The sequence below is a fragment of the Pseudomonas sp. A39 genome, from assembly GCF_058145955.1.
Genome location: NZ_JBYVMD010000034.1, coordinates 22,709 through 44,890, shown reverse-complemented (window position 1 = coordinate 44,890; position 22,182 = coordinate 22,709). Strand labels below are relative to the sequence as shown.

General features: G+C 60.9%; 16 protein-coding genes. 12 read left to right on the top strand and 4 right to left on the bottom strand.

The annotated features are described in order from the left end of the window. Positions 1 to 375 precede the first annotated feature (375 nt). A complete protein-coding gene (gene acnB, locus AC3ZU9_RS22780; protein ID WP_490091392.1) occupies positions 376 to 2,985 on the top strand; it encodes a bifunctional aconitate hydratase 2/2-methylisocitrate dehydratase in 2,610 nt (869 codons plus the stop codon). A 548-nt stretch (positions 2,986 to 3,533) separates the two neighbouring features. Here the strand turns inward: acnB and AC3ZU9_RS22775 are convergent. After that, positions 3,534 to 4,811: a serine/threonine transporter gene (locus AC3ZU9_RS22775; RefSeq protein ID WP_012724643.1), complete on the bottom strand. Its 1,278-nt coding sequence runs from the start codon at positions 4,809 to 4,811 to the stop codon at positions 3,534 to 3,536. Positions 4,812 to 5,196: 385 nt separating this feature from the next. Here AC3ZU9_RS22775 and AC3ZU9_RS22770 point away from each other — a divergent pair, with 385 nt between their 5' ends. The 4 genes from AC3ZU9_RS22770 (at position 5,197) to AC3ZU9_RS22755 (ending at position 8,715) form a co-directional block, all read left to right on the top strand. Beyond that, positions 5,197 to 5,721: a cysteine hydrolase family protein gene (locus AC3ZU9_RS22770; protein WP_490091376.1), complete on the top strand. Its 525-nt coding sequence runs from the start codon at positions 5,197 to 5,199 to the stop codon at positions 5,719 to 5,721. 53 nt (positions 5,722 to 5,774) lie between these two features. Further along, entirely contained in the window at positions 5,775 to 6,728 is a 954-nt protein-coding gene (locus AC3ZU9_RS22765) for a 2-hydroxyacid dehydrogenase (RefSeq protein ID WP_012724645.1), read from the top strand. 129 nt (positions 6,729 to 6,857) lie between these two features. Further along, entirely contained in the window at positions 6,858 to 7,925 is a 1,068-nt protein-coding gene (locus tag AC3ZU9_RS22760) for a phosphotransferase family protein (RefSeq protein ID WP_012724646.1), read from the top strand. Positions 7,926 to 7,947: 22 nt separating this feature from the next. Then, the gene (locus AC3ZU9_RS22755; protein WP_010210056.1) at positions 7,948 to 8,715 is read left to right on the top strand and encodes an SDR family oxidoreductase; all 768 of its coding nucleotides are present in this window, start codon (positions 7,948 to 7,950) and stop codon (positions 8,713 to 8,715) included. Here the strand turns inward: AC3ZU9_RS22755 and AC3ZU9_RS22750 are convergent, their stop codons facing one another. Then, a complete protein-coding gene (locus tag AC3ZU9_RS22750) occupies positions 8,716 to 9,159 on the bottom strand; it encodes a carboxymuconolactone decarboxylase family protein (protein WP_012724647.1) in 444 nt (147 codons plus the stop codon). Positions 9,160 to 9,314: 155 nt separating this feature from the next. Between AC3ZU9_RS22750 and pdxR the strand changes: the two genes are divergently transcribed. The 3 genes from pdxR (at position 9,315) to AC3ZU9_RS22735 (ending at position 11,613) form a co-directional block, all read left to right on the top strand. Further along, positions 9,315 to 10,748 carry a MocR-like pyridoxine biosynthesis transcription factor PdxR gene (gene pdxR / locus AC3ZU9_RS22745; protein ID WP_320399215.1) on the top strand — a complete coding sequence of 478 codons (1,434 nt, stop codon included), beginning with the start codon at positions 9,315 to 9,317 and terminating at the stop codon, positions 10,746 to 10,748. 85 nt (positions 10,749 to 10,833) lie between these two features. Continuing rightward, on the top strand, positions 10,834 to 11,115 hold the full coding sequence (locus AC3ZU9_RS22740; RefSeq protein WP_012724649.1) for a putative quinol monooxygenase: 282 nt from the start codon (positions 10,834 to 10,836) through the stop codon (positions 11,113 to 11,115). Positions 11,116 to 11,211: 96 nt separating this feature from the next. Continuing rightward, positions 11,212 to 11,613, top strand: a complete 402-nt coding sequence (locus AC3ZU9_RS22735) for a cupin domain-containing protein (RefSeq protein ID WP_012724650.1) — start codon at positions 11,212 to 11,214, stop codon at positions 11,611 to 11,613. A 435-nt stretch (positions 11,614 to 12,048) separates the two neighbouring features. Here the strand turns inward: AC3ZU9_RS22735 and AC3ZU9_RS22730 are convergent, their stop codons facing one another. Beyond that, a complete protein-coding gene (locus AC3ZU9_RS22730) occupies positions 12,049 to 12,678 on the bottom strand; it encodes a DNA-3-methyladenine glycosylase I (RefSeq protein WP_490091375.1) in 630 nt (209 codons plus the stop codon). A 217-nt stretch (positions 12,679 to 12,895) separates the two neighbouring features. On the opposite strand from AC3ZU9_RS22730, the gene AC3ZU9_RS22725 reads away from it, so the two are divergent. From AC3ZU9_RS22725 to AC3ZU9_RS22710, 4 genes are all read left to right on the top strand, one after another. Further along, positions 12,896 to 14,221, top strand: a complete 1,326-nt coding sequence (locus tag AC3ZU9_RS22725) for a C4-dicarboxylate transporter DctA (protein ID WP_173390405.1) — start codon at positions 12,896 to 12,898, stop codon at positions 14,219 to 14,221. A 161-nt stretch (positions 14,222 to 14,382) separates the two neighbouring features. Further along, on the top strand, positions 14,383 to 15,084 hold the full coding sequence (locus AC3ZU9_RS22720; RefSeq protein ID WP_012724653.1) for a FadR/GntR family transcriptional regulator: 702 nt from the start codon (positions 14,383 to 14,385) through the stop codon (positions 15,082 to 15,084). Between the two features lie 17 nt (positions 15,085 to 15,101). After that, the gene (locus AC3ZU9_RS22715) at positions 15,102 to 15,794 is read left to right on the top strand and encodes a GntR family transcriptional regulator (protein ID WP_012724654.1); all 693 of its coding nucleotides are present in this window, start codon (positions 15,102 to 15,104) and stop codon (positions 15,792 to 15,794) included. Between the two features lie 102 nt (positions 15,795 to 15,896). Beyond that, positions 15,897 to 16,943, top strand: a complete 1,047-nt coding sequence (locus AC3ZU9_RS22710; RefSeq protein WP_046034786.1) for an SEL1-like repeat protein — start codon at positions 15,897 to 15,899, stop codon at positions 16,941 to 16,943. 101 nt (positions 16,944 to 17,044) lie between these two features. Here the strand turns inward: AC3ZU9_RS22710 and AC3ZU9_RS22705 are convergent, their stop codons facing one another. Next, entirely contained in the window at positions 17,045 to 21,904 is a 4,860-nt protein-coding gene (locus AC3ZU9_RS22705; protein WP_490091374.1) for an NAD-glutamate dehydrogenase, read from the bottom strand. Between the last annotated feature and the right edge of the window lie 278 nt (positions 21,905 to 22,182).

Below are 22,182 nucleotides of genomic sequence, written 5' to 3'. Positions count from 1 at the left end.
GAAACAATGCGCCATGTTAGCCCTTTGTCTAACCTTCATCACCCTGCAAACTTGGCGAGGCAACTTACCTTTAGAATTTTTTTGCCGTAGAATCATCCGGCCTTGTAAGGCGCCAATAATCCGCTGGAAGCTGTTTTCAAAGCGTCACGAGCACAGTCGTTCCTTCAGAACGGTGTTGGCGATGGTTAATGACTCGGTAGGTCAGAGCCCTCGCCAACCCTCATCAGCTCCGTTCTGCAGGCGTAAAACTTTGAAAGCAGCTTCTGTGAGGAATGCCGGCAGCGCTGGCTTTGCGGCCCAAAAAGCCCCCGAGCGCATGCGTGCCGTTCATTTCTGGATGAGCGTCCCGTGGGACCACTGATGAGGGTAATAACTGTGCTTGAAGCCTACCGCAAACATATCGAAGAGCGTGCAGCCCTGGGTATCGTTCCCCAGCCGCTTAATGCCGAACAAACCGCAGGCCTGGTCGAGCTGCTGAAAAATCCTCCGGCTGGCGAAGAAGAATTCCTCGTTGACCTGATCACCAACCGCATTCCACCAGGCGTTGACGAAGCCGCTTACGTCAAGGCCGGTTTCCTGTCTGCCCTGGCCAAGGGCGAAGCCACTTCCCCCCTGATCGACAAGAAACGCGCTGTTGAACTGCTTGGCACCATGCAAGGCGGCTACAACATCGTGACCCTGGTTGAGCTGCTGGACGACGCCACACTGGCACCGGTCGCCGCCGCCCAACTCAAGCACACCCTGCTGATGTTCGATGCGTTCCACGACGTCGCCGAAAAAGCCAAGAACGGCAACGAACACGCCAAAGGCGTGCTTCAGTCCTGGGCTGACGGCGAGTGGTTCCGCAACCGCCCTACCCTGGCCGACAAAATCAGCCTGCGCGTGTTCAAGGTCACCGGCGAAACCAACACCGACGACCTGTCCCCTGCGCCGGATGCCTGGTCCCGTCCTGACATCCCGCTGCACGCCCTGGCCATGCTGAAAATGGCCCGTGAAGGCATCGTGCCGGACGAGCAAGGCAAGACCGGCCCGATGAAGCAGATCGAAGAGATGCGCGGCCAAGGCTTCCCGATCGCCTACGTCGGCGACGTGGTCGGTACCGGCTCCTCGCGTAAATCCGCGACCAACTCCGTGCTGTGGTTCTTCGGCGACGACGTTCCCTACGTGCCGAACAAGCGCGCCGGCGGTTTCTGCTTCGGCAGCAAAATCGCTCCGATCTTCTACAACACCATGGAAGACGCGGGCGCACTGCCCATCGAGTTCGACGTCTCCAACATGAACATGGGCGACGTGATCGACCTGTACCCGCATGCCGGCAAAGTCTGCAAGCACGGTACCGACGAAGTCATCACCACCTTCGAAATGAAGACCCCGGTGCTGTTGGACGAAGTTCGTGCCGGCGGCCGTATCCCGCTGATCATCGGTCGCGGCCTGACCGACAAGGCCCGCGCTGAGCTGGGCCTGGGCCCTACCGACCTGTTCAAGCTGCCTGAAGCGCCTGTCGACACCGGCAAAGGCTTCACCCTGGCACAGAAAATGGTCGGCAAGGCGTGCGGTCTGCCAGAAGGCAAAGGCGTTCGTCCTGGCACCTACTGCGAACCGAAGATGACCACCGTGGGCTCCCAGGACACCACCGGTCCTATGACCCGTGATGAACTGAAAGACCTGGCGTGCCTGGGCTTCTCGACCGACCTGGTAATGCAGTCGTTCTGCCATACCGCGGCCTATCCAAAGCCGATCGACGTGACCACCCACCACACCCTGCCTGACTTCATCATGACCCGTGGCGGTGTATCGCTGCGTCCAGGCGACGGCATCATCCACAGCTGGCTGAACCGCATGCTGCTGCCGGACACCGTCGGCACCGGTGGTGACTCCCACACCCGTTTCCCGATGGGCATCTCGTTCCCGGCCGGCTCTGGCCTGGTCGCGTTCGCCGCAGCCACTGGCGTAATGCCACTGGACATGCCGGAATCGATCCTGGTGCGCTTCAAAGGCAAAATGAAACCTGGCATCACCCTGCGTGACCTGGTTCATGCCATTCCGTACTACGCGATCCAATCGGGTCTGCTGACCGTAGAGAAAAAAGGCAAGAAGAACGCCTTCTCCGGCCGCATCCTGGAAATCGAAGGCCTCAACGACCTGACGCTGGAGCAAGCTTTCGAGCTGTCCGACGCCTCGGCTGAACGTTCGGCTGCCGGTTGCACCATCAAGCTGTCGAAAGACTCGATCACCGAGTACCTGAACTCCAACATCACCCTGCTGCGCTGGATGATCGGTGAAGGCTACGGTGACCCGCGCACCCTGGAACGTCGCGCCCAAGCGATGGAAGCCTGGGTCAAGAACCCTGAGCTGATGGAAGCCGATGCCGACGCGGAATACGCCGAAATCATCGAGATCGACCTGGCCGACATCAACGAGCCGATCCTCTGCGCACCGAACGACCCGGACGACGCCCGTCTGCTGTCCAGTGTTGCCGGTGAGAAGATCGACGAAGTGTTCATCGGTTCGTGCATGACCAACATCGGTCACTTCCGCGCTGCCGGTAAGTTGCTGGAGCAGGTCAAGGGCCAGCTGCCAACGCGTCTGTGGCTGTCGCCGCCGACCAAGATGGACGCTCACCAACTGACCGAAGAAGGCTATTACGGTATCTACGGCAAGGCTGGCGCGCGCATGGAAATGCCGGGCTGCTCGCTGTGCATGGGTAACCAGGCACGTGTAGAGCCGAATTCGACCGTGGTGTCGACTTCGACCCGTAACTTCCCGAACCGTCTGGGTGACGGCGCTAACGTCTACCTGGCTTCGGCCGAGCTGGCGGCCGTGGCGTCTACCCTCGGTCGCCTGCCGACCGTCGAAGAGTACATGGGCTACGCAGCGAAACTGGACACCATGGCCAGTGACGTCTACCGCTACCTGAACTTCGACCAGATTGCTGAGTTCCGTAAGATTGCAGCGAGCGCTAACATCCCGGTGATTCAAGCCTAAGGGTTTAGCGATGTAAAAACGCCGCGTATCGCAAGGTACGCGGCGTTTTTTTATGCCTGGATTACGGCACGTGTAGACGGTGGTTCCCTCTGGCGGCCGGGCTGGATGTTGGGTCAGACCGGGTACATATCCGTTATTGGGGTAACGGCTGATAGGGCCTTCGCCCTTACGGCGGGTCACCTTGGAAAAGAAGAGCGCTAAAACGCATCGCCCCAACACTCGGCACCTTGCTCACGCTCGGTGTGCCCGTAATCCGACATTGATTGGGGGGGCGGCTAAGATCAAAAGCAAAAGCGCGGAGGCCTTAGAGCCGACCGATGTTGCATCTGTCGATCGCGGTCCAAATGTGGGAGGGGGCTTGCCCCCGATAGCAGTGGAACAGTCACAGATGCATCAACTGACACACCGCCATCGGGAGCAAGCCCCCTCCCACAGTTTGATCTCCATACATCAGGTAGATATCAGACTGCTGTTGATCTGCTTTTGATTTTGATCTGAGGCGCCCCATCAAACACTCCGGAGTGAGGGCACACCGAGCCTAGGCGAGCTCAAGCAAAAAACGAATAGACCACTGCCGTGATCGCCACCAGGCCAACCGCTGTGACAAACACATTGGACGCCTGCCCACGGTACTTGGCCATGGCCGGCACCTTGCGGATGGCATACATCGGCATCAGGAACAGTATCGAGGCAATGATCGGACCGCCCAGCGCCTCAATCATGCCGAGAATGCTCGGGTTCAACGTCGCCACGATCCAGCACACCACCAGCATAAACCCGGCAGTCATGCGATCCAGGCGCTTGGCGCTCGGACGACGGCCGGTCTTCAGCACCAGGCCCTTGAGGCCTTCGCTGGCGCCGATGTAGTGGCCCAGGAACGACTTGGCAATCGCCACAAACGCGATCAACGGAGCGGCAAACGCGATGGTCGGGTTATCGAAGTGGTTGGCCAGGTAGGACAGGATCGACAGGTTCTGCGCCTTCGCTTCGGCTAACTGCGCCGGCGACAGGGTCAGCACGCAGCTGAACACGAAGAACAGCACCATCCCCACCATCAAAAGATGCGCGCGAGACAGGATCTGCGAGCTGCGTTCATCGGCATGGACGCCGTACTGGCGCTTCTGATCAACCGCAAAGGCCGAGATGATCGGCGAATGGTTGAACGAGAACACCATCACCGGAATCGCCAGCCACAGCGTATTGAGCAGTGCCGACGGTGCCGGGACTACGCTGGCGGTGCTGAGGATGCCGCCATTCCAATGCGGAACCAGGTACACCGCCAGGAACAGCAAGGCGACGATGAACGGATACACCATCAGGCTCATGGCCTTGACGATCACTTGCTCGCCGCAACGCACCACGGCCAGCAGGCCGAGGATCAGCACCAACGACAGGATCGCCCGTGGTGGCGGCATGATGTGCAGTTGATGCTCCATAAAGCTGCCGACGGTGTTGGTCAACGCCACGCTATAAATCAGCAGGATCGGGAAGATCGCAAAGAAGTACAGCAAGGTGATCAGCGCACCGGCCTTGATGCCGAAGTGTTCTTCCACCACGTCAGTGATGTCGGAGCCTTCTCGGCCGGACAGCACGAAACGGGTCAGGCCACGGTGGGCGAAGAACGTCATTGGGAACGCCAGCAGCGCGAGGATCACCAGTGGCCAGAAGCCTCCCAGGCCCGCGTTGATCGGCAAGAACAGCGTGCCGGCGCCAATGGCGGTGCCGAACAGGCCAAGCATCCAGGTGGTGTCCTGGCGGCTCCAGGTCGTGAGGGTTGCAGGTGTCGTCTCATAGCGTTCGTCGACGCTATTGGCCTGATCATTCATCCAGTCGGATCTCCGCATTTACACGGCCGGGACGAGTCAGAAAAACCTGACAGGCAGCGCCCCGACCATAGAAGGGGCCGGATTGTCCGGGATTCTTGTGAAGAAGCAAAGACTTAGCTGAGGAACGGTGGCGTGGTACATCGACGCGCCGCGCACAATTCAAACACATTCGTTGACAACTTGGCGCCGCTCTCAGCATGATCCAGCCATGAACCGTATTCAGCTGAACCTCACCCGCACCACCACCACGACCGCCTCAGGCGGGTCGTGCGGTTGCTGTGGGTGTTCACGCTAAACACCTCACAGATTCAACCCAAGGCCCCGCCAGCAATGGACGGGGCCTTTTTATTGCTCCGCCCGTTCGGCAATGACAAGGAGCAACACCATGGCTGACGCCCTGCTGATCATCGACATGCAAGCTGGCCTGTACGATGGCCCAGAAAAACCCTTCGCGCGCGAACGCCTACTCGCAAGCATCAATCAGTTGATTCAACGTGCACGCACTGCTGGCGCCCCAATCTTCGTGGCCCGGCACACTGGCCCGGCAGGTTCGCCAATTGAAGTCGGCAGCCCGCCCTGGCAGCTATGGCATGCGCTGGAGGTAGACGAGTCGCGTGATCACCTGTTCAACAAGACCCGTCCCAGTTGCTTCCTGGGCACAGACCTGGAAGCGCAATTGAGAGCGGCGCACGTCAAGGAACTGGTGATCGTCGGCATGAAAACCCAGTTCTGTATCGACACCACGTGCAAGGTCGCGGTGGAACTGGGGTTTTCAGTGGTACTGCCCGAAGACGGCCATACCTGCATGGACACGCCGACGCTGAAGGCCGAGGTGATTATCGAGCATCACAACGCGACCCTGGCCGGGGCATTTGTGAAGCTCACAAGCGCCGTCGAGATCAGCTTCTAAACGCTCAAATACGGCATACTCCTTCCCTCAAACCCTTCAGGAAGAGCCTTCCGATGACCGCTACTGTTCTGGTCCTGGTTGAAACCATCAACGAATACCTGCCCATCATCGAGAGCAATGACTTTCACGTGATCCTCGCGCCCACACCCGCCGAGCGCACCGCGGCCATCAAGGCCCACGGCAGCCAGATCAAGGCGGTGCTCACCCGCGGCCCACTGGGCTTGTACGCCGAGGAAATCGCCGCGCTGCCCCTGCTGGAAATCATTTGCGTGATTGGCGCCGGCTACGAACACGTGGACCTGCAGGCCGCCAGCAACCGCGGGATCGTGGTCACGAACGGCGCCGGCGTGAATGCGCCGTCGGTGGCCGATCACGCCATGGCGCTGCTGCTGTCGCTGGTACGCGGCATCCCGCAGACCGACGCCGCCGTGCGCCGCCATGAATGGCCGAAAGTGATGCGCCCGTCACTGGGCGGCAAGCAGTTGGGCATTCTCGGACTCGGTGCGGTGGGCCTGGAGATCGCCAAGCGTGCGTCCCTGGGCTTCGGCATGGAGGTGAGTTACCACAACCGCCAGCCACGCGATGATGTGGACTACACCTACTGTGCGACGGCGGTGGAGCTGGCGCGCACCTCGGACTTCCTGATCCTGGCCACGCCCGGCGGCGCCAGCACACGCCACCTGATCGATCGGCACGCCCTGGATGCCCTGGGCCCGAATGGCTACCTGGTGAACATCGGCCGTGGCAGCGTGGTGGTCACCGCCGACCTGGTCGCCGCCCTGGAACAGCGTCGCATCGGTGGCGCCGCGCTGGATGTGTTCGACGATGAGCCCAAGGTCCCCGACGCGCTCAAGAAACTCGGCAATACTGTGCTCACCTCCCACGTCGCCGGCCTGTCGCCGGAAGCCGCCCATGACACCGTGCAAAGGGTGGCCGACAACCTGGTAGAGCACTTCGCCGGGCGCCCGGTACTCACCCCGGTCGCCCTGCCCCCGGCCACTAAATGACCGATCAGGCACGCTGATCATCATCCAACACGCTAACCTATTAAGCCGCCCCGACCTTGTCGCTGGGCGGTGGTGCGCATTAGATTAGGAAATAGTCCGAGGCCTTTAGAATAAGCAGAAGGGATAAGCATGGCGCTGAACGACCAATCGACCCAGATTCGCCCAGGTGAAGAACTTGATGCCAGCCTGATCGATCCCTATCTCAAGGCCCATATCCCGGGCCTGAGCGGCACGCCCACGATCAGCCAGTTCCCCGGCGGCGCGTCCAACCTGACCTACCTGCTGGAATACCCGAGCCAGGAATTCGTGCTGCGCCGCCCGCCCTTTGGCCACAAGGCCAAGTCGGCCCACGACATGGGCCGCGAATACCGCATTCTCAACCAGCTCAAGGACGGCTTCCCCTATTGCCCCAAGGCCTACGTGCATTGCACCGACGAGTCGGTGATCGGTGCCGAGTTCTATGTGATGGAGCGGGTCAACGGCATCATCCTGCGCTCCGACCTGCCAGCCGAGCTGGGCCTGGACGCCGTCAAGACCGAGGCGCTGTGCAAAAGCTTCATCGATAAGTTCGTCGAACTGCACCAGGTGGACTACAGCGCCTGCGGCCTGGCCGACCTGGGTAAACCCGAGGGCTATGTGGCACGCCAGATCCGTGGCTGGAGCGATCGCTACGAAAAAGCCCTGACCCCCGACGCGCCACACTGGGAAGCCGTGCGCGCCTGGCTCAACGACAAGATGCCAGCCGATCACCCGACGTCGAGCATTGTGCACAACGACTACCGCTTCGATAACGTGATCCTCGACCCGCACAACCCGATGCAGATCATTGGCGTGCTGGACTGGGAGCTGACCACCCTCGGCGACCCGCTGATGGACCTGGGCAACACCCTCGCCTACTGGATCGAAGCGGCGGACCCCGCGCCGGTGCAGTTGATGCGCCGCCAGCCGAGCAACGCGCCCGGCATGCTCACTCGCCGTGAGTTCGTCGACTATTACGCCGAGCGCTCCGGCATCCAGATCGACAATTTCGACTTCTACTACACCTACGGCCTGTTCCGCCTGGCCGGCATCGTGCAGCAGATCTACTACCGCTTCTTCCATGGCCAGACCCAGGACAAACGCTTTGCGCAGTTCATTCAGATGAACAAACTGCTGGAGCAAATGAGCCTGAACGTCATCAGCAAATCCACGCTCTGATCGCCGACCACAAGGAACCCCCATGTCCAAGACCCACCTGTTCGACCTCGACGGCAAGATTGCTTTTGTCTCCGGCGCCAGCCGCGGCATCGGCGAAGCCATCGCCAAGTTGCTGGCCCAGCAAGGCGCCCATGTGATCGTTTCCAGCCGCAAACTGGAAGGCTGCCAACATGTGGCCGATGCGATCATCGCCGACGGCGGCAAGGCCACGGCCGTGGCCTGTCATATCGGCGAAATGGAGCAAATTACCCAAGTATTCGCCGGTATCCGTGAGCAGTTCGGCCGCCTGGATATCCTGGTCAACAACGCCGCGACCAACCCGCAGTTCTGCAATGTGCTGGACACTGATCTCGGTGCGTTCCAGAAGACCGTTGACGTGAACATCCGTGGCTACTTCTTCATGTCGGTGGAAGCCGGCAAGCTGATGCGTGAAAACGGTGGCGGCAGCATCATCAACGTCGCCTCGATCAACGGGATTTCGCCGGGTGTGTTCCAGGGTATTTACTCGGTGACCAAGGCCGCCGTGATCAACATGACCAAGGTGTTCGCCAAGGAATGCGCGGCGTTCGGCATTCGTTGCAACGCCCTGCTGCCAGGCCTGACCGACACCAAGTTCGCCTCGGCGCTGGTGAAGAACGACGCGATCCTGAAAATGGCCCTGGCGCAGATCCCCCTCAAGCGCGTGGCAGACCCGAGCGAGATGGCGGGCGCGGTGCTGTTCCTGGCCAGTGACGCGTCCAGCTACACCACGGGTGTGTCGCTGAATGTGGACGGCGGTTTCCTGTCCTGATCAAGCATTCGGCGGTTGCTGCCGAAAGCTCACCGCCAGGCGGTTCCAGCCACTGATGCTGGACACCGCCATGGTCAGGTCGACCAGTTCCTGCTCGCTGAACTCCAACCGCACGGCGGCGAACAGTTCATCCGACACCGTTGAGGTCGGCAGCGTCGCCACCGACTCGCTCCAGGCCAATGCGGCCTTTTCCCGCGCCGTGAAAAACGGCGAATCACGCCACACGCACAACGCGAACAAGCGCCGCTCGGTTTCGCCGCGCTGACGTGCCGCCATCGAGTGCATGTCCGTGCAGAAACCACAGTGGTTGAGCTGCGAGACGCGAATCTTGATCAGCTCCAGCAAGGGGGCGTCGATGGACAGACCAAACGTCGTCGCCTCCAGCATCAACATGCCCTTGAGCGCTTGCGGCGAGGCGGTGTAGTAATCCAGGCGGGGTTCCATGGGGCGGTTCTCTGGCGGCGAATGCAATCACAGTCCAGCCTAGGGGCCATGCGGCACAAGCCCTATAGCCAATCAGCCGGTTTATACAGAGACCATTTTGAGCCTGTTACGCAGGCGCGTAATCTGGGCGCAGATTGAATGCCCCGGGATACCCCATGGAACTGCACGTTGTGATCAATGGCCGCAAGGATCTGGCCGAACAGCTCTACCAACAGCTGCGCGAAGCCATCGGTTCCGGGCGCCTGGCCGCCGGTGCGCAACTGCCGCCCAGCCGCTTGCTCGCCGAACAATTGGGCGTGTCGCGCAAGACCGTGTCAGACACCTACGCCACCCTCACCTACGAAGGCCTGCTGGTCGGCAAGACCGGCCGTGGCACCTTCGTCAACGCCCGCGCCCCCCAGTCCGAACGCCTGCAAGCCTCCACCGACCTGGCCTGCGCCGCCCGCCTGGCGAAGTGGCAATCGCTGCCCTCGCCCATGCGCCACCCCACCCGCGACAGCACGCTGCGCTATGAATTTATCGGCGGGGCCACCAGCCGCAACCAGTTCCCCCAGGATGAATGGCGGCGCTGTACCCAGGACGCGCTGCGACGCATTGCACAAAACAGCGGGTTCTACAGCCAACCCGAAGGCCTGCCCGCACTGCGCAGCGCAATCGCCGGGCATATCGCGTTCTCACGCGGGGTCAACTGCCGCGACAGCGACATCATCGTCACCAACGGCGCACAGCAGGCGCTGGACCTGATCGCCCGCGTGGTGCTGGAGCCGGGCAGCATGGTCGCCATGGAAGACCCCGGCTACAGCCCTGCGCGCCAGTTGTTCGTGGCGATGGGGGCGAATGTCGCCAGTGTGCCGGTGGATGCCGAGGGCATCCAGGTCGACCGGATACCCGATGGCACACGACTGATCTACGTGACGCCCTCCCACCAGTTCCCCCTCGGCATGCCGATGAGCATGCCACGCCGCGAAGCCCTGCTGGCAAGGGCCTTCGAGTTGGGCGCGATCATCATCGAGGACGACTACGACAGCGAATTCCGCTACGAAGGCCGGCCCACCGACTCCCTGCAAAGCATGGACACCCACGGTGTGGTGACCTATGTCGGCACCTTCTCGAAAACCCTGCTGCCCGAATTGCGCCTGGGCTACGCGGTGCTGCCACCGGCGATTTACGGCGCGGTGCTCAAGGCCAAGCAACTCACCGACCAGCACAGCTCGACGCTGCCGCAATGGGCCCTGGCCAAATTCATCAGCGAGGGCTACCTGCTCAAACATATCCGCCGCTGCCATACGGTCTACGCCGGGCGCCGTGAACGCATCCTGCAGCGCCTCGCGGGGGATTTGTCGCCGTGGTTCGAAGCGGTGCCTACCGTGGCCGGGTTCCACATGGCCGCGTTGTGCAAGGTGCCGGTGAATATCCCGCTGCTGATGGAACTGGCGCGCCGGGTGGAAGTGGGTGTGTACCCGCTGGAAGTATTCTTCCACGATGCGCCCGTACGTCCCGGCCTGATCATTGGCTTCGGCGCCATCGAAACCCTCGATATCGACCCGGCGCTGGACAAAGTCCGCGATATTCTCCAGCAGATTGGCTAGCGGATTTTCCGCCGGATTGGTCCTTGGTCCTGTCGCAACGAGGCCCTAGCCTGTGCACTGACACCTGACCTCGGAGACCATCGCCATGCCAGCCTGTGCCTGCAACACTGTCCATGTCCGCGCGGCGGCCGGGCGCTCAAGGGAATTGGGCGAGCGCCTGCAGCAGATAGCCAACGCCGTGCGCACCGCTCCCGGCTGCCTGGACTACGCCGTTCAGCGCGACCCGCAGGACCTCGACCTATGGACCGTCAGCGGCCGTTGGACCTGTGCCGACCAGTTGGTTGCACACTTCCGATTGCCGGCCCTGCAAGGGTTTATCGAACTGACCGGCGAGCACCTGGCGTGGCGCCTGGATTTCGACCATTGAGGCATTGGTCTCCTGGTCTTCGCCGGGATTGGTCATTGGTCACCCAGGCATCGCGGCGTAGGGTGAAGCGGTCTCGAACGATTCGGAAACTTCGCCATGAAACGACTGCTCGCTACCTCGCTGATGCTCGCCTCGCTCAGCGCCTTTGCCCACGAACCGGTGTACAACCAAGAGTCGATCAACGTGCTCCAAGAGCACGCCTTGCCCCATGTGCCCGGCAAGAAAACCATCATGCTCACCGTCGATTACGCCCCCGGCCAGGCCACCGTGCCCCACAGCCACACCGGCACCGCCGTGGCCTACGTACTCGAAGGCGCGATCACCTCGCGGGTGAATGACGAGAAGGCGAAAACCTACAAGGTCGGTGAATCGTTCTACGAACCGGCAGGTTCGCGGCACTTCGAATCGAGCAATGCCAGCCAGACCCAACCGGCCAAGTTGCTGGTGGTGATGGTGCTGGATGACAAGGCGGAAGTGCTTACCCCCCTACCAAAATAATGTATCTACACAACGCTGCAGCAACCACGCTAACCACGATGCGAAGCGAGCCGCTCTTGATCTTGATCTTGATCGTGCTTTTGATCTCAGGCGCCCCGTCAACCACGCTGGCCGGAATTCGATATTGATTTGGGGGGTAAACCGGCAGGGATGCCGGTTTAGCCGCCCCGCGCCATGGATGGCGCGTGGCGGCGGCCCCCCAAATCAATGTCGGATTACGGGCACACCGAGCCTGGGCGAGGTGCCGAGTGGTGGGGCAAGAGCCCTTTGCTTACTTTGGGGCTTTTCCAAAGTGAGCCGCTGTAAAAGCGGAACCCATAGCAGCCGTAACCTAAATAATGGATATGTACTCGGTCTGATCCCACACCCAGGTCGGCTGACCCGCCGCTATCGCCGGCAGGCCAGCCCCAGGTTTCATCGCATAGGGCCAGTGAATCAGGGCCGTTCAAACTGGCGGCGCAGGTCTTCGATCCGTGACCGACAAGCGCACCCTTCCAGATGATCATTGACCATCCCCATCGCCTGCATCAACGCATACATCGTGGTCGGCCCCACAAACGTCCAACCCCGTTTCTTCAACGCTTTGGACAAACGCACCGAAGCCGGCGACGTGGGATTCCCCGTCCAATACGCCATGTCCACCACCGCCGGACGCTCTTCCTCACCAGGCTCGAACGCCCACAGCCAGCGCGACAGCGAACCGGTTTCATCCACCAACTCACACGCCCGGCGCGCATTGTTGATCGTGGAGAGGATCTTGGCCCGATTGCGCACGATGCCTGGGTCCTGCATCAGCCGCTCGATATCCGCGTCGCCATACTGCGCCACCCGGCGAAAATCAAACCCTTCGAACGCCACGCGGAACTGCTCGCGCTTGCGCAAAATGGTGATCCAGGCCATGCCGGCCTGGAAGCCTTCCAGGCAGATCTTCTCGTACAACTGGATATCATCCGCCACCGGCACGCCCCACTCCGCGTCGTGATAACGCGGGTATTCCGGCGCGGCCGTGCGCCAGGTGCAGTGGGCCTGCCCGGTTTCATCAAGGGTCAGTCCTAGTGTGTCCATCCATCACCTCCTGTGCCGAGCGACGGATGATAAGCGAAAAAAATTCCACGTCGCCAACCGCTCAAGCATCGCCTTCGGCGACCAACTGGTCAGACCGGGAACCGTCAACCGATGAATAATGACTTGTTATTTCAAAAATACCTGGCCTAGACTGGCGACGCACTGGACTTACCGGTATGACCACAACAATTAAGCCCTGGAACCACCAGGGCACCGAATAGAGATCCCTCCCATGCTCAGATGGTGCTCGCGTTCGATTTTCCTGCAAGTCGTGATTGGCCTGATGCTAGGCGTAGTCTGCGGCCTGGCCCTTCCCGAATTTTCCTCGCAACTCAAACCCTTGGGTGACGGCTTTATCAAGCTGATCAAAATGCTCATCGGCCTGATCGTATTCTGCGTGGTGGTCAGCGGCATTTCCGGTGCCGGCGACTTGAAGAAAGTCGGCCGCATCGGCCTCAAGTCGGTGATCTACTTTGAAGTATTGACCACCGTCGCGCTGGTGATCGGCCTGGTCATGGCCTTCAGCACCGGTATCGGCACCGGCGCCAATATCCATTTGGAGCAGCTGTCGTCCGCTGGCCTCAATGAACTGGCCGACAAGGGCCAGCATATCCGCGGCACCAGCCAATTCCTGATGGACCTGATCCCCAACTCAGTGATCGGCGCCTTTGCCGACAACAACGTGCTGCAAGTGCTGCTGTTTTCAGTGCTGTTCGGCAGTGCGTTGAACCTCGTGGGCGAAGCGGCCTCAGGCATCTCGCGGCTGATCAATGAGCTGAGCCATGTGATCTTCCGCATCATGGGCATGATCGTGCGCCTGGCGCCCATCGGTGTGTTTGGTGCGATCGCCTTCACCACCAGCACCTACGGGCTGGACTCCCTGCAACACCTGGGCAGCCTGGTGGGCCTGTTCTACCTGACGTGCTTTGCCTTCGTCGGGCTGATCCTTGGCCTGGTGATGCGCCTGTCCGGCCTGCGCATGTTGCCGCTGCTCAAATACCTGCGCGAAGAACTGCTGATCGTGATGGGCACCGCCTCCTCCGACGCCGTGCTGCCACAGATCATGCGCAAGCTTGAGCACCTGGGTATCGGCAGCTCCACCGTGGGCCTGGTGATTCCGACGGGCTATTCGTTCAACCTCGACGGTTTCTCGATCTACCTGACCCTGGCCATCGTCTTCATCGCCAACGCTACCGGCACGCCGCTGTCGATGACCGATCTGATGACGATCCTGCTGGTGTCGCTGATCACGTCCAAGGGCGCCCACGGAATCCCCGGTTCAGCGCTGGTGATTCTGGCAGCGACCCTCACCGCCATCCCGGCGATTCCGGTGGTGGGCCTGGTGCTGGTACTGGCGGTGGATTGGTTCATGGGCATCGGTCGCGCATTGACCAACCTGATCGGCAACTGCGTGGCGACCGTGGCCATTGCGCGCTGGGAGAAAGACATCGATATCCAGCGTGCCAACAAGGTGCTGGACGGCCAGCAAGGTTATGCCTTCCAGGCCAAGAAGCCGGTGTTGCCGGCGCATCAGGAATTCTAATGAGCACCGCCGGCTAAAGGTGGGAAGGAGCTTGCTCCCGATAGCGGTGAATCAGCCAGCACACCCGGCGACTGACACACCGCCATCGCCGGCAAGCCAGCTCCCACAGTAGATCTTCGTTGGATTCACCACCGTATGTGCAACATCAAGGAGCCATCGACGTGATCAGCACCTCAACCGTCGTCAATTCAGTGGTAGAAAAACTCCGTGCCGCCTTGGCGCGTGGCCAGTGGCGCCGTGGGGAAATGCTGCCCGGCCAGCGTGAACTGGCCGAACAAATGGGCATCAGCCGCCCCAGCCTGCGCGAAGCGGTGATCGTGCTGGAGACCCTCGGCCTGGTGCGCTCCATGCCGGGCAAAGGCGTGGTGGTGTTGGAAACCAGTGTCAGCGAACCGCAATCCAGCGATGCGGTGGCCGACGCCAGCCTGGAAGACATCCTGCAACTGCGCTACACCCTCGAACCGTTCATTGTCGGCCTGGTGGCCCAGTCCATCAGCAGCAAGGAGGTCGGCCAACTGCGCCTGACCCTGATGGACATGCGCGAAGCCCTCGACGCCGGCGACGCCGAAGCCGGGATGAACGCCTACATCGGCTTCCACGAAGAGCTATTCGCCCTCACCTCCAATCCGATTTTCCAGAACGTGGTGCAACAAACCAGCAATGCCCTCAAGCAAAGCGCCCAGGTGCTGCGCAACTCCCCCGAGCACCTGGCTGAGCGCCTGCAGGAGAATGAAGCGGTGGTGCGTGCCATCCGCAATAAGAACAGCGCCTTGGCCAGTGCCGAGATGCGTCGGCATATCCTCCAGGAAGGCCTGCGCATGGGTATTCGCCTGAACATCCCGGATGACCATCTGGGCAGTTGATTTTTTGGAGACAGGCCATGACCGCCCACGCCCTGCAATACGACCCTATCCTCCCTGCCCTGCGCCTGGTCGCCGGTAAAAAACCGTCGGTGGACGACATCTACCCACGGCTGTTCGACGCCATCCTCGAGCAACGCATCGTCCCGTCCAGCCGCTTTACCGAAGAAGGCCTGGGCGAGACCTTCGGTGTGAGCCGCAGCGTGATTCGCCGCGTGTTGGCCAAGCTCTCCCTGCAGCGCGTGATCATCCTGCGTCCCAACCAACGGGCCGAGGTCGCGGTACCGGACAGACAACAAGCGCAGCAGATCCTGGAAGCCCGGCGGTTGACAGAAATGACCGTGGTGCAACTGGCCTGCGCCAACGCCACCCCGGAACACCTGCGCCAGTTGCGCGAACTCATCCTGCGGGAACAGGAAAGCCTTGCACGCGACCAACACGCGGCAGCTATTCGCCTGTCCGGCGAGTTTCATCTGCGGTTGGCGGTCATCGCAGGCAACAAGCCCTTGGAGCAGTTCCTCAACAGCCTGGTGCCGTTAACCTCATTGATGATTGCGCACTGTGAGACGCAGTCGCGCAACGGGTGTGCATGGCAAGAACACCTGGCCATTGTCGACGCTCTGGCGTGCAATGACATTGCTCACGCGCAGGCGCTGATGGCCCGGCATTTGAAGCACCTGGAGCATCACTTGGCACATCACTTGCGGCATTGATCCGGTCGGCCATGACGGATGATAGATATGTAGCGACAGTGAGGAACTGCGTTTCCATAACCTGAATTCGCACAATTTCAGTGCTTATTACAGGTATAGATCATGTCCGCCGAATCAACTGTCAGGTCCGCACTGTTCAATGTGCTGTCCCAACTGAATGCTCAAAAAGAGACCTTGTCACTCCCGATGACAACAGCCCTGGATGAGCTGAACCAGAGTGCGGCAAGGGCCGGAATGAAAATGTTCTGGCTCAATAACACCGAAGAGGCCGAGCATTTTCTGACCATAGCCTCGGCCGCCCAGTTTCCTGAGTGTCAGTTCAGCATGGCCACGTGTAACGTTTACCGAGACGGCATCTGGCACAGCGAGCACGGAAAACTGTCTTCTTACGCCAGTGAAGAAACCAAGAAATGGCTGAAACTCGCCGCAGCGCAGAACTACATTCCGGCACTTATACAGTTGGGGGATACCGAGTCGCTGGAAACAGCCAAGACACTGGTGAGCACGTTCCCGGCGTATAAAGAGCCCGAAGGTATGTACTACCAGTACCTCATCACCGATGACGTCAGCTGGCTGGAAAAATCCGCCGCCGCCGGCTTCAGCCTGGCCCAGTTCAAACTCGCCGAACAGTATCAACGCCACCCGAAATTGATTGCTAACGACGCACTGCGCCTGGCGCGAATCGAAGAGCTGTATCAAGAATCTGCCGACGCAGGCCTGCCATTGGCGCTGTACGCACGGGTCTTCTTCGGGGACTCCACCGCCAGCATGGCGGAAAAGCGCACTCGCCTTGCCCGGTTGGCCGACTTGGGCCACGTGGAGGCGATGATGGAATATGGGCATGCCCTCGCTAACATGCCATTGCGCGAGCGGCCCGCACCGGACGAGGACGGTAGCGAACCGCCTTTTACAAACCCATACGGGTTGGAAAAAAACCTCCCCCTCGCCTACGCCCTGTTGAAGCACGTCCAAAAAAGCATGCCGGCCCCTATCCCACCAAGGCTTCCAGCGGACATCCATAAGATCGAAATGCGCATGAGCCTGGAAGATCACGAACAGGCAAAACTGGCGTTGGCCGCCGTTGAAAGCAACACGCCACAGCTGTTCGTTCGCCTGGAGGAGTTGATCATTCCGGGCACCGCGAAATAGCGATCCACCTGCCGTATTGACCGATTGATCTTGCGCCCAATAAAAATCCCCGAACCTTTCGATTCGGGGATGTTTTCAAGCGCTAACGTTCAGTCACATTGTTACAGCACCGACTGACCGCTCAACGCCAGGTCCAGCAGCTCACGGTTGGCCACCGCATACATGGCGTAGTCCGTGCCGACCGCAGCACGGATCTCCACCATCATCGCGACCCAACGATCGGCCATGTCCTTGTGCTGCTCAAGCCACAGGGCCACGCGGGCTTCCATGTCTTCTGGCGCGTCGGCCATTTGCAGGACGGAGATGGTAATCGCGCGTTGCTGCCAGTCCACATCATCGCGGAACGCTTCACGGGCCTGGGCCTGCCAGTTGTTGGCCACCGGCAGATCGCTGATCTGCTGCAGGTACCACGGCAGGTCCAGGGCGCTGCCGACGGCGAAGTAGGCCTTGGCCACTTCGGCGGCGTCGTGCCCGGTGACGTCGGCGGCTTCGATGATCGGCAGCAAGGTGTACAGGTGGGTAGTGCCTGCAACCATGCGCGCCAACAGCTCAGGCACGCCCGCTTCGGTGTAGGCCTGGTAGCGGTTCTGCCAACCTTCGCGGGTCGGGCCTTCCAGCAGTTCGTCGAGCTTGAGGCCCAACGCGGCCAGGTGCGGACCGAAGTGCGCGGTGTCACGGCCAGCGTCCTGCTCGTTGCGACGGCTGCGCAGGAACCAGCGCGTAGCGCGGCGGCCCAGGCGCATCAGTTCGTCCATCAACTGCAATTGCACGTCAGCGGAGACCTGATGGTCCAGCGCTTCGATCTGACGGAACCAGTGCGGGAGATGGAAGATGTCACGCACGATCACATAAGCGCCCGCCACGTTCGCCGGGCTCATGCCGGTCGACTCTTTGAGTCGTTGAACGAAGGTGATGCCCATGTGGTTGACCAGGTCATTGGCGATCTGGGTGCTGACGATCTCGCGTTTGAGGCGGTGACGACGCATGGCCTCGGAGAACTTGGCCACCAGGCTCGGTGGGAACGCGGTCTCCATGTCACGGGTCAGGTACTCGTCATCCGGCACCAGCGACTTGAGCAGCGCTTCCTTGAGGTCGATCTTGCTGTACGAGATCAGCACCGACAGCTCCGGACGGGTCAGGCCCTTGCCGTTCGCGGCGCGCTCCACAAGCTGCTCCTCGGTCGGCAGGTACTCGATGGCGCGGTCCAGCTTGCCACGACCTTCCAGGTCGCTCATCAGGCGCTTGTACTCGGCGGCACGCTCGTAGGCACGGCGCGCAGCCAGGGACAGGGCCTGGGTCTGCTTGTAGTTGTTGCCCAACACCAGGTGGCCGACTTCGTCGGTCATGCTCGCCAGCAACTGGTTGCGCTGCTTGTCGGTCATGTCACCGGCCTGCACCACTTCGTTGAGCAGGATCTTGATGTTCACTTCGTGGTCGGAGCAGTCCACGCCACCGGCATTGTCGATGAAGTCGGTGTTGGAACCGCCGCCATTGAGGCCGAACTCCACACGACCCAGCTGGGTCATGCCGAGGTTACCGCCCTCGCCCACCACCTTGCAGCGCAGCTCGTTACCGTTCACGCGCAGCGCATCGTTGGCCTTGTCGCCGACATCGGCGTGGCTTTCGGTGCTGGCCTTGACGTAGGTACCGATACCGCCGTTCCACAACAGGTCCACCGGAGCCTTGAGCAAGGCGTTCAGCAGTTCGGTCGGGGTCAGCTTGTCGGCCGAGATGTCGAAGCGTTCTTTCATCTGTGGCGAGATGGCAATGCTCTTCGCGCTGCGCGAGAAGATACCGCCGCCTTCGGACATGATGCTGGTGTCGTAGTCGGTCCAGGCCGAACGCGGCAGCTCGAACATACGCTGACGCTCGACGAAGCTGGTCGACGGGTTCGGGTTTGGATCGATGAAGATATGCAAGTGGTTGAAGGCCGCGACCAGTTGCAGCTTGTCGGACATCAACAGGCCGTTACCGAACACGTCGCCGGCCATGTCGCCCACGCCCACAACCGTGATGCTGTCTTCCTGCACATTGATGCCGCGCTCACGGAAGTGACGCTGCACACCGACCCACGCGCCTTTAGCGGTGATGCCCATTTTCTTGTGGTCGTAACCGGCGGAACCACCGGAAGCGAACGCATCACCCAGCCAGAAGCCGTAGTCAATGGCGATACCGTTGGCGATGTCGGAGAAGGTTGCCGTGCCTTTGTCCGCTGCCACGACCAGGTACGGGTCATCGCCGTCATGACGCACAACGTTGGCCGGCGGCACCAGGGCGCCGTCCTTCAGGTTGTCGGTGATGTCCAACAGCCCGGAAATGAAGATGCGGTAGCAGGCGATGCCCTCGGCCGCGATCTCGTCCCGGCTGCCGCCCAATGGCAGGCGACGCGGCAGGAAGCCGCCCTTCGCGCCCACAGGCACGATCACCGAGTTCTTCACTTGCTGGGCTTTTACCAGGCCAAGCACTTCGGTGCGGAAGTCTTCTTCACGGTCGGACCAACGCAGGCCGCCGCGCGCGACGTTGCCAAAGCGCAGGTGCACGCCTTCGACGCGTGGCGAGTACACGAAGATTTCAAACTTCGGCACTGGCTTAGGCAGCTCAGGAATCGCGTGCGGGTTGAACTTGAAGCTGAAGTACGACTTGTTCTGGCCGTTGGCGTCGGTTTGGTAGAAGTTGGTGCGCAGGGTGGCCTTGATCAGGTCCAGGTAGCGACGCAGGATGCGGTCTTCGTTGAGCACCTGAACATCGTCCAGGGCGGTGAGGATCGCTTGCTCCAGGCGTTGCTGCTTGTCTTCCAGGTCTTCGGCGGTGAGCTTGCGCGCCAGATAGAAGCGGGTCTTGAACAACCGGGTCAACTCGCGGGCGATGTCGGTGTGGTTGTTCAGGGTGCTGGCGATGTAACCCAGGTCGAAGCCCAGGCGGATCTGCTTCAGGTAACGGGCGTAGGCACGCAGCAGCGCGACGTCGCGCCATGGCAGGCCGGCGGTGAGTACCAGGCGGTTGAACGCATCGTTCTCGGCGTCGCCATGCACGATGTGCACGAACGCGTCTTGCAGGGTGTCGTTAAGCTGCTGGATATCCAGGTTCACGCCTTCGGCGGCAATGAACGCAAAATCATGGATCCAGAACTCACGACCATTGGCGTGACGCAGGCGGTACGGGAATTCGCCCAGCACGCGCAGGCCGAGGTTTTCCAGGATCGGCAACACGTCGGACAGCGCCAGCGGGGTGTCCGCATGGTAGAGCTTGCAATGCAGCTCGCGCTGGCCGGAAACCTGGCCCAGCGGCTGGTAGAAGCTCATGACCAGCGGGTTGGCTTCGGTCAGGCTGAGCAAATGCTGCATGTCGACCACAGCCGAATGCGCGGCAAAACGCTCGCGGTAGCCCGCCGGGAAGCCTTTCGGGAAGTCGGCCAGCACGTTGGTGCCGTGCGCTTCGCCAAAGCTTTCCACGACCAGGTTGGAGTAGTCGTCCTGCCAGCTGCGGCAGGCCTGCACCACTTCTTTTTCCAGTTGCAGCGGGTCGATGTCCAGGCGGTTCTTCGGGTCTACCCGCAGAATCAGCTGCACACGGGCCAGCACGGATTCGGAGAAGAAGGTCCAGAATTCGCAGTCCGAGGCCTTCAGGCGATCCATCAGCACTTGCTGGATCTTCTGGCGCACTTCGGTGGAATAGATGTCGCGCGGCACGTAGGCCAGGCAGTAGCAGAAACGACCGTACGGGTCTTTGCGCAGGAACACGCGGATCTTGTTGCGCTCCTGGATCTGCACGATCGACATCACGGTGCTGAACAGCTCGTCGACCGGGGTCTGGAACAGGTCGTCACGCGGCAGCACTTCCACGACCTGAGCCAGTTCCTTACCCAGGTGAGCCTTGGGTTGGAAGCCGGAACGGCGTTCGATTTCCGCGACCTTGCGACGGATATACGGAATGACCCGCACGCTTTCGCCATACACCGACGAGGTGTACAGGCCCATGAAACGGTGTTCCTTGATGACCTTGCCGTCGGCGCTGATCTCACGGATCGACACGTAGTCCGGATACGCCGGACGGTGTACACGGCTTGGGTGCGCGGCCTTGGCGAACGACAGCACGGTCGGTTCACGCAGGTAGGCCACGGCGTAGTCTTCGATGCGCAGGTCGTCGGCGGTAAGACCGGCGCGCAGCAGCTTGGTCAGACCGAGGAAGGAATCGGCGTCATATTCGATATGACCGCCATCCGCCTCGTCACGTACCACGAATTCTTCATAGCCGAGGAAGGTGAAGTGGTTGCCCACCAGCCATTCCAGGAAGTTCTTGATCTCGGCTTTTTCTTCGCCGTCGATGCTGAACGGGCTGGCGTCGATACCGGCCAGCAGGTCCTGGACCTTGGCTTTCATCGGTTCGAAGTCGGCCACGGCCACGCGCACTTCGCCCAGTACCTGCTCAAGCTCTTTGCTCAGCACGTTCAGTTCGGCGGCATTGGCGCAACGGTCGATTTCCAGGTACATCAGCGATTCTTGCTGGACACCGTCGCCCTGGGTGCCTTTGGGCAGGATTTCCAGCAACTCGCCCTTGGCGCCACGGCGTACGCTGAGCACGGTGGTCTGCAGGGTGTGGATGCTGTAGCCACGGCGGTTCAGCTCGGTACGTACCGAGTCCACCAGGAATGGCAGGTCATGGTGCAGCACTTCGACCGCGGTGTGGGTCGACTGCCAGCCATGACGTTCGTAATCGGGGTTGTAGACCCGCACTTGCGGTTGGGTGTGGTCAAAGCGCTCAAGCAGGCGCCAGGCAGACAGGGTGCAACCGGCCAGGTCGGAAAGGCGACGCTGGGTCAGTTCGTCCAGGGAAATAATGCCGAAGAATTGCTCAGCGAACAGCGCCACTTGTGGCAGTGCCTGTTCACTGATGTGCTGCGCCAGTGCCGCTTGCAGTTGATGCTGGAAGTCGGCCTTGCTGGCTGCGGTGAAGAACGCCATCTGTGGTACTCCGCTTGGGCTTGTTATTGATGGAAGCGTCGCGTGTTATCCCCTTGCGGGGAGACCGTCAGCTCTGTTCGCTGGTAACGATGATAAACACCATAAACGAATCAGGGTGACAGGTGGGTGAAGCTGGACAAGACAGTCAGGTCACATACAACTTCCACTGGAGGTACACCTTGCCAGGCGACGGTACGACGGGCAGGTCAGACTCCCGGCACAGGGCACATCCGTTGCGCAGCTTAACGAGTGTAGGAAGCCCGCTGCTTGCGGTGCTG